The 13,261-nt window shown below is 77.0% G+C and carries 13 protein-coding genes; 3 read left to right on the top strand and 10 right to left on the bottom strand.

Annotation, left to right across the window (positions count from 1 at the left end; translation table 11 throughout):
- Positions 1–7 precede the first annotated feature (7 nt).
- Positions 8–1,162 carry a threonine aldolase family protein gene (locus F1544_RS10760; protein ID WP_167585103.1) on the bottom strand — a complete coding sequence of 385 codons (1,155 nt, stop codon included), beginning with the start codon at positions 1,160–1,162 and terminating at the stop codon, positions 8–10.
- A gap of 93 nt (positions 1,163–1,255) precedes the next feature.
- Between F1544_RS10760 and F1544_RS10755 the strand changes: the two genes are divergently transcribed.
- Both F1544_RS10755 and F1544_RS10750 read left to right on the top strand, forming a co-directional pair.
- On the top strand, positions 1,256–1,468 hold the full coding sequence (locus F1544_RS10755) for a helix-turn-helix domain-containing protein (RefSeq protein WP_167585101.1): 213 nt from the start codon (positions 1,256–1,258) through the stop codon (positions 1,466–1,468).
- Positions 1,469–1,495: 27 nt separating this feature from the next.
- Positions 1,496–2,053, top strand: a complete 558-nt coding sequence (locus F1544_RS10750) for a Clp protease N-terminal domain-containing protein (protein ID WP_167585099.1) — start codon at positions 1,496–1,498, stop codon at positions 2,051–2,053.
- 7 nt (positions 2,054–2,060) lie between these two features.
- Here F1544_RS10750 and F1544_RS10745 read toward each other — a convergent pair whose 3' ends face one another.
- From F1544_RS10745 to F1544_RS10715, 7 genes are read right to left on the bottom strand one after another with little or no spacing between them, the layout of a single operon-like run.
- Positions 2,061–2,804, bottom strand: coding sequence for a PIG-L family deacetylase (locus F1544_RS10745; protein ID WP_308470002.1), 744 nt, complete (start codon positions 2,802–2,804; stop codon positions 2,061–2,063).
- 11 nt (positions 2,805–2,815) lie between these two features.
- A complete protein-coding gene (locus F1544_RS10740; RefSeq protein ID WP_167585097.1) occupies positions 2,816–4,129 on the bottom strand; it encodes a glycosyltransferase family 4 protein in 1,314 nt (437 codons plus the stop codon).
- Complete coding sequence (locus F1544_RS10735; RefSeq protein ID WP_167585095.1) at positions 4,126–5,715, bottom strand: YcaO-like family protein; 1,590 nt, start codon at positions 5,713–5,715, stop codon at positions 4,126–4,128. Before F1544_RS10735 ends, F1544_RS10740 begins: the two co-directional genes overlap by 4 nt.
- Positions 5,712–6,644 (bottom strand): MBL fold metallo-hydrolase, encoded by a 933-nt coding sequence (locus F1544_RS10730; protein ID WP_308470001.1) that lies wholly within the window; start codon positions 6,642–6,644, stop codon positions 5,712–5,714. Before F1544_RS10730 ends, F1544_RS10735 begins: the two co-directional genes overlap by 4 nt.
- Positions 6,641–7,732: a Gfo/Idh/MocA family protein gene (locus F1544_RS10725; RefSeq protein WP_308470000.1), complete on the bottom strand. Its 1,092-nt coding sequence runs from the start codon at positions 7,730–7,732 to the stop codon at positions 6,641–6,643. The genes F1544_RS10730 and F1544_RS10725 overlap by 4 nt, the downstream gene beginning before the upstream one ends.
- Complete coding sequence (locus tag F1544_RS25370) at positions 7,729–8,841, bottom strand: class I SAM-dependent methyltransferase (protein WP_167585093.1); 1,113 nt, start codon at positions 8,839–8,841, stop codon at positions 7,729–7,731. The genes F1544_RS10725 and F1544_RS25370 overlap by 4 nt, the downstream gene beginning before the upstream one ends.
- The gene (locus tag F1544_RS10715) at positions 8,838–9,797 is read right to left on the bottom strand and encodes an HD domain-containing protein (protein ID WP_167585091.1); all 960 of its coding nucleotides are present in this window, start codon (positions 9,795–9,797) and stop codon (positions 8,838–8,840) included. Before F1544_RS10715 ends, F1544_RS25370 begins: the two co-directional genes overlap by 4 nt.
- A 276-nt stretch (positions 9,798–10,073) precedes the next feature.
- Here F1544_RS10715 and F1544_RS10710 point away from each other — a divergent pair, with 276 nt between their 5' ends.
- Entirely contained in the window at positions 10,074–11,048 is a 975-nt protein-coding gene (locus F1544_RS10710; RefSeq protein WP_208971662.1) for a sugar phosphate isomerase/epimerase family protein, read from the top strand.
- A gap of 51 nt (positions 11,049–11,099) precedes the next feature.
- On the opposite strand, the gene F1544_RS10705 is transcribed toward F1544_RS10710, so the two are convergent.
- Together F1544_RS10705 and F1544_RS10700 are read right to left on the bottom strand one after the other, a co-directional pair.
- A complete protein-coding gene (locus tag F1544_RS10705) occupies positions 11,100–12,650 on the bottom strand; it encodes a flotillin family protein (RefSeq protein WP_167585149.1) in 1,551 nt (516 codons plus the stop codon).
- A gap of 5 nt (positions 12,651–12,655) precedes the next feature.
- Positions 12,656–13,180, bottom strand: a complete 525-nt coding sequence (locus tag F1544_RS10700) for an NfeD C-terminal domain-containing protein (RefSeq protein WP_167585089.1) — start codon at positions 13,178–13,180, stop codon at positions 12,656–12,658.
- Positions 13,181–13,261 lie beyond the last annotated feature (81 nt).

Here is a 13,261-nt window from a genome sequence, read left to right as displayed (position 1 = left end):
GCGCCGCTCAGGCCGGCGGGCCCTCGGCGGCCACCGTCGCGACGAGGGCGAGGAACTCCCGCGCCGCGGCGCGCACGTCCTGCTCGCTCCACGCCAGCCCCGGCCCGGCCACCGTGACCTCGGTGCACGCGGTGCCCGGCGGCAGGCCGGGTTCGCGCCACGGCCGGGTGAACAGCGCCGTGCCGGTCTGCTCGGCCTGTCGGGTGGCGGCCTCGCCGAGCACGGCCGCGGGGTGGGGCAGCCAGACCTGGAACTGGTGGGTGTGCGGGACGGCAGGGTGCACGGCCGCCCCCGGGCCGCTCAGCTCCTGCGCGAGCGCCTGCGCGACCAGGCGCGCGTGGGCGACCTGGGACGGCAGCCGCGGCAGTTCCCGGTCCAGGCCGTCGAGGGCGGTGAGCGCGGCCGGGAACTGCTGGAAGACGTTGCCGCCGTAGCGGTGCCGCCAGAGCCGGGCCTGCTCGACGAGGTCCGCCGGGCCCGCGAGGGCGGCTCCCGACAGCCCGCGCAGCGACTTGTAGAACGAGACGTACACGCTGTCGGCCAGCGCGGCGATCTCGGGCAGGCTCCGGCCGAAGTGCGTCGTGCACTCCCACAGGCGGGCCCCGTCGAGGTGCACGTGGGCGCCGCTGTCGTGGGCCGCGGCGGTGACCTCGACCAGCTCCTCCCACTCCGGCAGGACGAACCCGGCGTCGCGCAGCGGCAGCTCGATCATCAGCGTCCCGACCGGCTCGGGCAGCGCCCGCACGTCGGCCGCGCTGATCGGGCGCGGGGCGGTGGTGACGTGCACGGGTTCGAGGCCGGCGACCCGGACGAGCGCGTCGGCCTCGTGGACCTGCGGGTGCGACAGGGCGTGCAGGGCCACCCCGCGGCGGCCGCTGCGCTGCGCCCAGCTGCGCAGCGCGACCTGCTGGGCCATGGTGCCGGTGGGGAAGAAGACCGCACCCTCGGTGCCGAGCAGGTCCGCCACGCGCCGCTCCAGGTCGGCCACGACCCCGCCGCCGTAGACGTCCACCGGCGCGTCGAGGTCGGCGACGGCGCCGGCCGCCGCGGCGACCTCGTCCAGCCGCTCCCGCAGCGAGGCCGAGCCGAGGGGGTGGTCGAGGACGCGGGTGGCTGCGCGCACGGCGCGCCGGGCGCGGTCGGCGTCGGTGCTGGTCGTCACCCGGCCAGCCTAGGTGGGCCCCGGCGCGGACCGGTGGCCCCTCGATCGTCAGCATCTGTTGACAACCGCGCGCCCGTCAGCACATGCTGACTCATGACCGGACCAGCCGACCTCCTCAGCGCGGGCACCGACCCCGACCCGGCCGTCGGCCTGCGCGCCGTGGCCGCCCTGCGGCAGCTCCTCGAGCGCCTCGAGGACCTCCAGGTGGCCCGGGCCCGCGACCTCGGGTGGTCGTGGGCGGCCATCGCCGGCGCCCTCGGGGTGTCGAAGCAGACCGTGCACCGCAAGCACGCCTCCCGGCCCTGACGGGCCCCCACCGGAAGGAGTCCCCGCATGTTCGAGCGCTTCACGACCCAGGCCCGCGAGGTCGTCGTGGCCGCCCAGGCGGTCGCCCGCGACCTCGGGCACCACGAGGTCGGTGACCAGCACCTGCTGCTGGCCCTGTTCGGCACCGGCGGCGTCGCCGCCGCCGTGCTGCGCGGTGCCGGCGCCGACCTGCCCGCCGTGCGCGAGGCCGTCGTCCGCGGCGAGGACCCGGGCGAGGCCCTGTCGGCGCTCGGGATCGACCTCGGCGAGGTCCGCCGCCGCGCCGAGGAGGTCTTCGGCCCCGGCGCCCTGGACCGTCCGTCGCGGCGCCAGCGCGGCCGGCTCGGGCGCTGGTTCGGCACCGACCACCTGCGGTTCACGGCGCCGGCGAAGAAGGTGCTGGAGCAGTCGCTGCGGGAGGCGCAGTCGCTCGGCCACGGCTACCTCGGCACCGAGCACCTCCTGCTGGGGATCCTGGCGCCGGGGGACTCGGCCGCGAACCGGGCCCTGCGCCGCAGCGGTGTCGTCCTCGACCGGGAGACGGCCCGGGCCGCGGTGGTGGAGGAGCTGCGCCGCAGCGCCTGAGCCCGGCTCAGGCCACGGCGGCGGTGAAGAACTCGGGCGTGCCCCGCAGGGCCTCGGCCATCGCGTCCACGCCCGAGAACTGGAACCCCAGCTGCGTCGGGTAGGCGGCGCAGGCCGCCACCTTCGCGGCGAGCTCGGCGGGCGCCGGCGGCCGGGCGGTGCCGTCGGGGGCGTCCGCCCCGGCGCGCAGCAGGTACGGCGTGTCGGCCCACGCGGAACGGACGACGCCCAGGCGCGCCGCGAGCAGCGGCAGGGCGTCGCGCACGTGGCGGTGGTCGACGTGCCCGCCCAGGGCCTGCGGTCCGAGGAGCAGGTCGAGCCCCCCGGGGAACTCCTCCGCCAGCGCGGCCGCCACGGCTTCCGCGACCGCCTCCGGCCCCACGTCGTCCGCGGCCACGACCGGCCCGAACAGGGCGGGTGCGCTCTCGTAGCCCCGGTGCGGGGCCTCGCGCAGCGGCAGGTGGCGGTGGCGCACGCCGAGCGCCGCCGTCGCGGCGACGTCCTCGGCCCGGCGCAGGGCGAGGTAGTCGACGTCCGCGGCGAGGCCCTTGTCCAGCTGGCAGGCCAGGGCGAACCCCGTCGGGTCCGGGACGCTCGCGGTGAACACCGTCACGACGCACACGTCGGCGCCCGCCGCGGCGAGCCCCGCCAGGAGCCCTCCCGCCGAGAAGGCGGCGTCGTCCAGGTGCGGGGACACCGCGGCGACCCGCGCCGCCCCGGGCAGCGGTCCCGCCGCCCCGGGCCGACCCACCGCAGGTGTCGTCACAGCAGGTGGGGGGCGGCCAGGAAGCGGCACGGCTCGGCCGAGGGGCCCGGCTCGATCCCGCGCCCCCGGCTCGTCGGGCGCTCCGGCACGGGCAGCGCCGTCCAGGACGTGTCCGGAGCGGTGCCGGCCAGGCGGGCGTAGACGGCCTCGATGCGGCCCGTCAGCGCGGGCCACGACCAGACGTCGCGGACCTCCTGCAGCGCCTGCGTCGCGAGCTTCGGCCCGAGCGCGGGGTCGTCGAGCAGCGCGGTGAGCGCGTCGACGAGGCCCTCGACGTCGCCGACCTCGTGCAGCAGGCCGTTCTCGCGGTGCCGCACGCAGTCGACGACCCCGACGGAGCGGGTCGTCACGACGGGCAGGCCCGCGGCCATCGCCTCGAGGATGGTGTTGGAGAACCCCTCCGACTGGGTGGGGGAGACGAAGACGTCGGCCGCCCGGTAGACGTCGGGGGCGTCGGCGTAGGCGACGTACCCGCGCTGCTCGACGGCGTCCTCGAGGCCCAGCTGGGTGACGAGCTCCGCCACGGCGGCGACGTCGGGGCCGATGCCCGAGACGACGAGGCGCACCGCGCGGCCCCGCGCCCGCAGCGCCGCCAGGGCGTGCAGCAGGTCCAGGACGCCCTTGCGGCGGTCGACGCGGCCGTGGAACAGCAGCGTCGTCACCCCGTCGCCGTCGTGGTCGGGGCGACCGAGGTCGTCCTCGTCGGCGGGGGAGAACGCCGTCGTGTCCGTCGCCCCGCCGAGCAGCGTGAACCGCTCCGGGTCGGTGCCGTGGTGCTCGACGACCTCGTCGGCGAAGGACTGCGAGCCGATGAGGACGGCGTCCGCGCGGTCCAGGACGGTGCGGATGCCCGTGGAGTGCTCGGGGCAGCAGAGACCCACCCAGTGCCCGTCGCCGCCCTGCACGCTGACGACGGAGGGCAGGCCGAGCTCCGTCGCCGCCTCCAGGACGGCCATGCCCACGGGCCAGGCGTACTGGGCGTGCAGCAGGTCGAAGGGCTCCTCGGCGTGCAGGCGCAGGACCGTGTCCCGCATGGTCGCCACGTCGGCGGCGAAGTCCGCCGGCTGTCCCTGCGACACGCGCTGCTCGCCGAGGGCCTCCAGCCCGATCGCCCGCACCCCGGCGGGGACGCGGTCGGGCGGGGGCGGCCCGCCGCCGTAGACGGCGCTGCCCGCCGCGTCACCCCGGAACTGCGACACGAGGACGACGTCGTGGCCGCGGCGCACGAGCTCCTCGAGCAGCTTCTCGGCGTAGACGCTCATGCCCGAGACGGCGGGCCAGTAGCGGCGGCTGACGAAGCAGATCCTCACCGGGTTCCTCCTGCCGGGGTCCAGCCCCGCTCCCGGGCCACCGCGGCGGCGTGCAGGGCGGGTTCGCGGTACAGCGGGTACAGGTCGCCGACCACCCGGTCGACGGCCGCGCGGTCCAGCCAGACGGGACCGCCGAGGCGCTGCGCCGCAGCGTCGCTCAGGTGGACGGGGGCCGCGGTGCCGGGCACCCCGGCCGCGCCGGGGACGCCGAGGCCGACGATGCCGTGCAGCCCGGTGCGCCCGTCACCGCGGGCGAGGAGGTCGGCCGCGCCGCGCTCGCCGATGCGCCCGTAGCTCATGATCTCCACCTCGAGGCCGGGGACGACGACCCGCGCGACGGCCACCCCCGCCTGCTCGTCGTCGGAGCAGTCGAGGACGAGGACGTCGAACCCCTCGGCCTCCAGCGTCGCCACGAGGTGGTCGCAGAGGGCGCGCTGCGGGTCGGAGCCCGCGGGCGCCGACCACGTCGGCAGCGAGGTGAAGGGGACCCGGGAGCGCTCGGCGAGCACGACGGGTTCCAGCAGGGCGCGCAGCTCGTCCGCGCCGAGGCCCAGCCAGCGCAGCATCCCCTGCAGCGCCCGGGGTTCGGACCCGGCCGGGTCGGCGGCGTAGGTGTCCAGGTACCCGGCGGGGGAGATCTCCGCGACGGCGGCCAGCGAGCCGTGGGTGAACGCCTTGCGGGAGCGGGCCGCGGCGAACTCCAGCACGGCCTTGCGCAGCGCGACCTCCCGGTCGGGGTGCGCGGCCTCGCCGGCCGCGGTGACCATGACCGGCTGCAGCGGGTCGGCGTCGGCGCCGACGACGGTCACGTTGACGATGCCGAAGGAGGTGTTCGCGAGCTTGGCCCGCACGTCGACGCCGGCGCTGCGCAACCGCCGCAGCGCCTCGCGCGTGGCCGGGTCGGCCACGGCGGAGTCGCCCGGGCCCAGGTCGAGCACGGCCCCGGTGTCCAGGGCGCGGAACCGCGTGCCGTTGCCGTCGCGCTGCAGGAGCTCGCCGAGGCCGTGGGCGACCGCGCGGGGCAGCGTGTCCCCGGCGCCGAGGCCGTTGCCCATGCGCGTCACGAGGTGCGGCAGGTCGTCGCGGAACCCGGGCGGCAGGGCGTCGGCGTCGCGCAGCACGACGTCGGCGGGGGCCCACACGCGCTCCCCGGTGCGGAAGCGCTGCAGCGGGAGCCACGTCAGCTCGGCGTCCGGGGAGTACGGCGCGCCGGCGTCCAGGCAGAGGGTCGGCGGGTCGACGACGGCCCGGACCCCCTCCTGCGCGACGAGGTCGGCGTAGCTGGCGCGCCGGTGCTCGAGCCCGGCGATCCGCTTGCGCAGCAGCCCGATCTCGGCGGACTCGCCCCAGCTGGAGCGGCGCGCGTCGGCGTCGTCGGCGCCGTAGCCGTGCCCGGGGTCCGAGCTCCCGGCGGTGCGGGCGATCGTCCACCAGCTCGGGATCCCGACCGTGTCCAGCAGGTAGGTCGGGAACTCGAACGCGTCCAGCGGCCCGCAGGCCGCGCGGAAGTCCGCCGTGACGGGGTGCTCGGTGCGGTCGTCGACCGGGTGGGGGTTCACCAGCGGGCGGGTCCCGGTGCCGCTCACGCGAACACCGTCCGGGGGGTCGACAGGACGTCCATCGGCACGGGGGCCGCGGACGGCGGCGCGGCCAGCATGTGGTCGATGAGGGCGCGCACGTGCGCGGTGGTCACGGCCGCGAACTCGAACGGGCTGAACACCGTCTCGAACTCCAGCGCGCCGATCACCTCCCGCATGTGCCGCAGCTCGGCGCGCGAGAGGGGGATCTGCGCGTGGAACGCCTTGTGCGCGCTCAGCGCGCGGGCGCTGCCGTCCTCGGCCAGGTCGATCTTCAGGGAGTCCCCGCAGAACAGCAGGCCGCGGTCGGCGTCGTGCAGGACGTGGTGGCCGGGGAAGTGACCTCCCGTGCGGTGCATGGTGATCCCGGGCGCGAGCTCCAGCTGCTCGTCGGCCGGCCACGTCACCCGGAACGACTTCGTCCAGACCAGGTCCTCGACGCCGACGGAGACCACCGGCGGGTCCAGCTCGTCCTGCAGCTGCCAGAGCCCGCCGAACCCGTGGACGTGGCTGGAGGCGAGGACCCGCAGCCCGCCGCGCCGCCGCAGCTCCGCGAGGGCGTCGGCGGAGTACCAGGGCGCGGCCTCGAACGCGAGCAGGCCGTCGGCGGTGTCGAGGACCCAGCCGTGGGAACCCAGCCCGACGACGGGGTCGCACCAGAACTCCTGCACCCCGGGCACGGCCTCGCGCCAGGACGTCGTCACGAGCGCGTCGACCTCGGCGGCGGTGCGGAACCCGAAACCGCCCTCGGGCAGCTCGTTGCGGACGTCGGAGCAGACCGGGCACGCGGGCGGCGGCGCCGTCGGGAACCACCGCTGCCAGTGCCCGCAGTTGGTGCAGGAGTAGGCGACGTGGCTGCGGTGCGCGCGCGTGGGCAGCGGTGCCAGGGCGGCGCTGCGGACGTCGCGCAGCGCGTGGGAGTCGTTCGGTCCGGTCACGGGGAGACCTCCAGGGCGCTGTGGCTCGGGGTGGGGACGGGGGGCAGGGCGTCGGTGAGCAGCTGCAGCAGGCGCAGGTCGCGGGCCAGGGGGAACGGCCAGGGGGTCTCGCCCGACAGCGCCCGCTCGACGGCCCGCACCTGCGCGGCGAACGGCGTGGTGACGCCGTCGAACGGCACGTCGCTCGCGGCGCCCGTCGCGGCGTCGAGCAGTTCGAGGCGGCCGCCCGCGGTCTGCCCCATGGTGTCGGTCGCGACCAGCTGGCCCGCGGTGCCCACGACCTCCAGGCGGCGCCGCGGCAGCGTCTCGACGGTGTTGAAGGAGTTCGCGATGCTCACGAGCACCCCCGAGGCGGTGCTGCCGACGAGCACCGACCCGTCGTCGACGGCGTAGTCGTGCACGCGGTGCTGCAGGTGGGTGGTCGCCCGCTCGACGTCCTCCCCGAGCAGCGCCCCCACGAGGTCGAGGCCGTGCGGGGCCAGGTCCACGTAGGCGCCGCCGCCCGCCCGCGCCGGGTCCACCCGCCAGTTGTCCCCGGTCGTGCTGCCGGGCGGCGCCCAGTCCGGCGGGAGCCAGCAGCCGTAGATGATGCGGACCGAGGTGACGGTGCCGAGACGGCCCCCGGCGATCAGCTCCGCGGCCGCCCGGTGGGCCGGGTGCCAGCGCTGGTCGAAGGCCGTGGCGGCCAGCACCCCCGCGGCCTCGCAGGCCGCGACCAGGTCGGCCGCGTCGGCCAGGGTGGCCGCGAGCGGCTTCTCGCACAGGACGGCGAGCCCCGCGGCGGCCGCGGCGGCGACCACCTCGCGGTGGGCGTGGTTGGGGGTGGCGACGTAGGCCACCTGCGCGCCGGGGGTGGCGAAGGCCTCGCCCAGGTCGGTCGCGGCCCGGGCACCCTCGAAGCGGGCGGCGAGCTCGCGCGCCGCGGCGGGGTCGCGGTCGACGACGGCCACGACGCGGCTGGTGGGCGACGCGGCCAGGGCGGGCGCCATGTGGTCGCGCGCGACCCAGCCGGCGCCGGCGATCACCCAGCCGGTCGTGGCGCCCGGCTCCGGCGGGACGGGCGGGGGCGGGACGGGGGAGGGGGTCACCAGTGCTCCGGGAGGTCGAGGAGGACGCGGCGGCGCGCCCAGGTCACGGGGTCGGCGGCCAGGTCGGCCGCCGCGGGCAGCCGCGGCGGCAGGTAGCCGCAGCGCTCGGCGTAGTCGGCCGCGTAGCGCGGGGACGGCCAGCGCAGCTCGCCGTCCGCGCTGTAGAGGGGGTTGGGGCGCAGCACCCGGCCGGGGACGGGCAGGCCGAGGTCGGGGGCGTCGGGGCGCGCGCGCCAGCCCGGGGCGCGCAGGACGGCGGAGACGGTGACCGCCTCCGCGAGCTCCGCCGGCGTCCGGGCGGGGGCCGGCGGGCCCCCGGTGACCTCGGCGGCCAGCTCGGCGTCGTCGTGCAGCTCAGCGCCGGGGAAGAGGTCCAGCAGGTCCTGCGGGGACAGGCGCGCGCCGCCCCCGACCCGGGGCAGCAGCCCGTTCGGGACCGCGCCGACCACCACGCAGCCGCCGTCCCCGGCCAGCGCCCGCAGCCGGGCGGCGGTCGAGGGCGGGTCGGGCAGGAAGTAGAACGCGTCGTGGCACACCACGACCCGGTCGGCCGCGGCGTCCAGCTGCGGGGCGAGCGCCGGCGGCCACGGGTGCGCGGCGTCCGCGACGACGAGGTCCACGTCGGCGTCCGCCGGCAGGTCGTCGAGCACGAAGCGGCGGGCCAGCCACAGCTTGGCGTGCACGACGTCGACCCCCGTGAGGCGCTGCACCCCGCGCAGGGCCAGCTCGCGCAGCAGGACGCCGGTGCCGGCCGCGACCTCGACGACCGGCAGGCCGCCGGGGCCCGCGCCGGGCCACGCACGGCGCAGAAGCCCGAGCCCCGCGAGGAACGCCGGGTCCGACCAGCGGTAGCGCAGGTAGTCCCCGACGCGTCCCAGACGCAGGTGCAGCGTCGCCTCGGAGAGGGTCGCCGCCCCCGCCGCGGCGCTCGCCTCGGCCAGCGTGGGCGGGGCCTCGTCCCACCAGTCGTCGGCGTCGCGCAGCAGCAGCGCGCGGGCGCCGGCCGGGTCGCCGCCGTCCAGCAGGTCCACGACCGCGGCGGCGAGCACCTCGCGCCCGGCGCGCTGGAACGGGATGCCGTCGACGACCGGCCACGTCGTGGGGGTCACCGGACGGGGAGGCCCGCGTCGCTCAGCACCTGCAGCTGGAAGCCCTGCACCGGCCCGGGGTGGACCAGGTCGAGGTCGTCCAGCGCCTGCTCGGCCGTGAACGCCGCGGCCCGCGCGTGGTGGTGGACCTGCAGCACGCGGTCCAGGACGTCGGCCGCGTTGAACACCCGGCCCAGCGGCGTCGCCGTGGTCTCGCGGGTCGGCAGGAGTTCGCGCAGGCGGGCCGAGAGCGCGTTCGGCAGCTGGGCGAGGGAGCGTTCCGTGAGGGTCGCGAAGACGGCCGGCAGGTGTTCCCCGAGGAGGAGCTCACCGCCGAACCCCGCGTCGGGCAGGTCCGCGTTCGGCAGGTGGTGGGCGAGCGCGACGAGGAACGCGTCCCCCCGGCTGACGCCCTGCGAGGGGGCGAGGAGTGCGGAGTAGATCGCCGTGACGAAGCAGTGGTCCCCGTGGCTCTCGGGGGGTTCCACGAGGACGCGCGGGCGCGTCGGGTGGGTGGCTCCCGCGCGGGGCTGGTGGACCAGGGCCACCGCGAACGGCGGCGGGGTCGGCAGCCCGGCGCCGGGGGACGCGTCGGCGCCCACGGCGGCCAGCACGTCGGAGAGTTCTCCGAGAGTTTCCCCGGTCGTCGCCAGCGCGGCATCCACGCTGCGCCGCAGCACGACCCGGACGTCCTCGGGCGAGAGCCCCGCGAGCCGCAGCACCGCCGCGTCGATCCCCCCGAGCCGGGCGGCCGCCAGGGCCCGCGCGGTCTCGCTCACGGCGACCTGCTCGACGTCCTGCCCGGCGACCAGGCGCCGCCAGGAGCGCAGGAACGCGCGGTCGGCGAGGGAACCGGTGCCCCCGGCGTCGCGCAGGCGCTTGAGGTCGCCGATCTCCCGCAGGAGCCCGACGACGGGTTCCAGCGCGGGCAGGGCGGGCGGGTCGGTGCGCGTGGGATCGGGCGTGGTCGTCGTCATCGTCGAGCCTCCGGGGCAGCGCGCGCGTTCTGCACGTCGAGGAGCCACCTTGTGCCGCCGCGCGTCCGCGCGCACGCCGAAACCCCGGAGGGGCCGACGTGACGAATCCCTCACCGTCACGACGGGGGGTTCGACCGCGCGTCCGGCGGACGGCGGTGGCACGCTGAACGCCCGGCGCACCCCCGCGCACCCCGTCACGACACGGACGACGTGACGCCGCGGCGCGCCCCTCCTCCTCCAGCCCCAGCGCCTTCCCCCGACGAGACGGAGCCCGCTGTGCCCCCCTCTCCCACGCCCCGCCCCGGCGACGGCCCGGCCGCACCGCTGCGGCTCGCCTACAACGCCAACGGCCTGCGCTCGGCCACGCTGCCGGACGCCGTCCGCGTGCTCGCGGACCGCGGCTACGACGGGATCGAGCTGTCCCTCAACGGCCAGCACGTCGACCCCTGGTCCTTCGGCGACGCCGAGGCCGACGCGCTGCGCCGGGTCCTCGACGAGACGGGCCTCGTCGCCTGCAGCCTCGCCACCGGCGACCCGCACCTGCTGAGCGAGCTGCCCTTCGAGCCGGCGCTCGTGGACCCGGACCCGGCCGAGCGGGCCCGCCGCCTGGACCTGCTGCGCCGCGGCATCCGCATCGGCGTCCGCGCCGGGGTGCCCCTGGTGGCGTTCTCGACGGGCAGCCGCCACCCGGCGGTGGCCGCCGCGCAGGCCGACCGCTGGCTCGACGACGGCATCGCGGAGCTGCTCGAGGTCCTCGCCGCCGAGCTCGACGCGGCGGGCCTGCCTGCGGGCGCCACCGTCCTCGGCATGGAGCCGGAGCCCGGCTTCCACGTCCAGACCAACGGCGAGGCCGCGGCGGTCATCGCCCGCACGGGCAGCGACAGCCTCTGGCTCAGCCAGGACCTCGGCCACACGGTCGTCGTCGAGGACGACCCGCTGGCCTCCCTCGCGCGCCACCTGCCGATCACCCGCCACCTGCAGGTCGAGGACATCGCGGGCCGCGTGCACGCCCACCTCGTGCCCGGTGACGGCGACGTCGACTTCCGCTCGGTCGGGCAGGCGCTGGCCGAGAGCGACTTCGCCGGCTGGCTCAGCGTCGAGCTGTACGACCACGACGCCGTGCACCGCGAGGCGGCCGAGCGGGCGCGCGAGCACCTGCTGGCGACCGTGCCCGGCCTCGGTGGGCCCGTCGGCCAGCCGGACCTGCGCATCGACCTCGACGCCGGGCGGGACGCCTCCCGGGTGCGGTGACGCCTCGGCGCCCCACCCTCCGGAGACGCCCCCGCGGCGTCGGGCCGGCGCTCAGGCGGCCGGGTCCGGGTGCAGCGCCGGCGTGGGGGCGGGCGGTGCGGCGACCCCGTCGCGGTGCTCCGTCCGGGCGGTGGCCGACTCCGGCGTCAGGCCTCCGAGCAGCGAGCGGACGTCGAGGCCGGTGGTGCGCCGCACGAGCTCCAGGGTCTCGCTGAGGTTGGCCGTGACGTTGCGCGAGAGCGCCGAGGCGCCGTCGGTGGAGATGACCGTGAGGTCGCTGATGGCCGCCATGGGGGCGGCCAGCTCGTGGGCCACCTGGGGCAGGACGTCGGTGACCATCTGCGCGAGGGCCGCGTCGCCGTACTGCTCGAACGCGTCTGCGCGCAGGCGCATCGTCTCGGCCTCCGCCTCGCCGCGGGAGCGGATCGCGGCACCCTCGGCCTCGCCCTCGAGCCGGGTGGCGGAGGCGAGCGCGGTGCGGCGCTGCAGCTCCGCCTCACCCGCGAGGCGCACGCGCAGGGCGTCGGCCTCGGCCGCCAGCCGGACGCGGTTCGCCTCCGCAGTTGCGGACAGCTCCACGCGGCGGGCCTGCGCCTCGGCGTTGGCGATGTCGGAGGCCTTCTTCGCCTCGGCCTCGAAGATCTCGGAGTTCCGGCGCGCCTGGGCCTGCTGCTCGGCGTCGTAGCGCCGCGCGTCGGCCGGCTTGCGGACCTCGGTGTCCAGCTGCCGCTCCGTCAGCGCGGCCTGGCGCTCGGCGACGCGCTCCTGCTCCAGGAGGACCTCCTGGTCGCGGGCGGCCTTGGCGAGGACACCGGCGGCGGCCGCGCGGGCCTCGGCCGTGTCGGTCTCCGCCTTGAACTCGGCCTGGCGCAGGGCGAGGTCGCGCTGGCTGGCGGACACCTTCTCGCTCGCGCGGGCCTGCGCCTGCTGGGACTCCTGCAGCGAGTTCGCCTCGGCGATGGCGGCGTTCTGCGCGGCGATCGCGGCCTCGGGGCGGCCCAGGTCGCGCAGGTAGTTCACCTCGTCGGTGACGTCCTGGATCTGGAACGTGTCGAGCACGAGGCCCTGGTTGGTCAGCGAGCTCTCGGCCTCCTCCGCGACCCGGCTGGCGAAGGCCGCGCGGTCGCGGATGATCTCGTCCACCGTCAGGGTGCCGACGATGGAGCGCAGGGAACCGGCCAGCACCTCCTGCGTGAAGGACTCGATCTCCTTCTGCTGGTGCAGGAACCGCTGGGCCGCGGCGCGCACGGAGTCCTCCGTGCCGCCGACCTTGATGATGGCCACGCCGTCGAGGTTCAACCGGATGCCCTTGGCGGACACGGCGCCGCGGATCTGCACCGAGATGCGGCGCGAGGCCAGCGAGAGCGAGTAGGCCTGCTGCACGAACGGCAGGACGAAGATGCCGCCGCCCATGACGACCTTCTGCCCCGAGAGGTCGGTGGAGATCTTGCCGGTCTCTGGGTTGGTGACCGGGCGGCCCTTCTTGCCGACGACGACGAACGCCTCGGACGGCCCGGCGATGCGGTAGCGGCGCACGATCGCCGCGGCCAGCAGCAGGACGACGACGACGGCCGCCGCGACGGCGATGAGGCCGGGGGTCAGGAAGGTCACGAGGGTTCCTCTCGGGTGGTGGTGGCGGGACCCTCGACGTCCAGCGGGACGACCCGCACGGCCGTCGCGGACAGTTCGGCGAGGACCTCGACGCGGGTGCCCCGGTCCAGCGGGCCGGCCGCGGTGGCGGTCCGCTTGACCGTCGTCCCGGCCAGGACGAGGTGGACCTCGCCGTAGCCGCCGGGCGGGACGCGGGTGGTGACGTGGCCGCGGCTGCCGACGATGGCCACCGAGGTCTCGGGCTCCTCGCGCCGCAGCAGCCGGACGAGGGAGCCGACCGCGACGAGGGTCACGAGCGCGACGGCGGCGCCGAGGCCCGCGGCGGCCGACCCGCTCCAGCCGAACGACTCGACCGCGAGGAAGCCGGACAGGCCGAACAAGGCGACGGCACCGGAGAGGGAGGTGAGGGACAGGAACCCGCCCGCGATGTCCACGTCGAGCGCCTCGAACACGCCGTCGACGAGGAAGGACAGCAGGCAGAGCCCGCCGCCCACGATGGCCAGGACCAAGAACGTCGTCATGAACCGCTTCCCCCCGCTTCGACCCTAGTGGCAGGTCCCGGGCCGGGAAGGGGTCGCCACCCGTGCGGGTGCCGCGGGTAC

This window comes from Kineococcus rubinsiae (genome assembly GCF_011839805.1).
In the GTDB taxonomy this organism is placed as follows: domain Bacteria; phylum Actinomycetota; class Actinomycetes; order Actinomycetales; family Kineococcaceae; genus Kineococcus; species Kineococcus rubinsiae.
The sequence above is the reverse complement of the archived record's forward strand: the minus strand, read 5'-3'. Positions and strand labels throughout refer to the sequence as shown.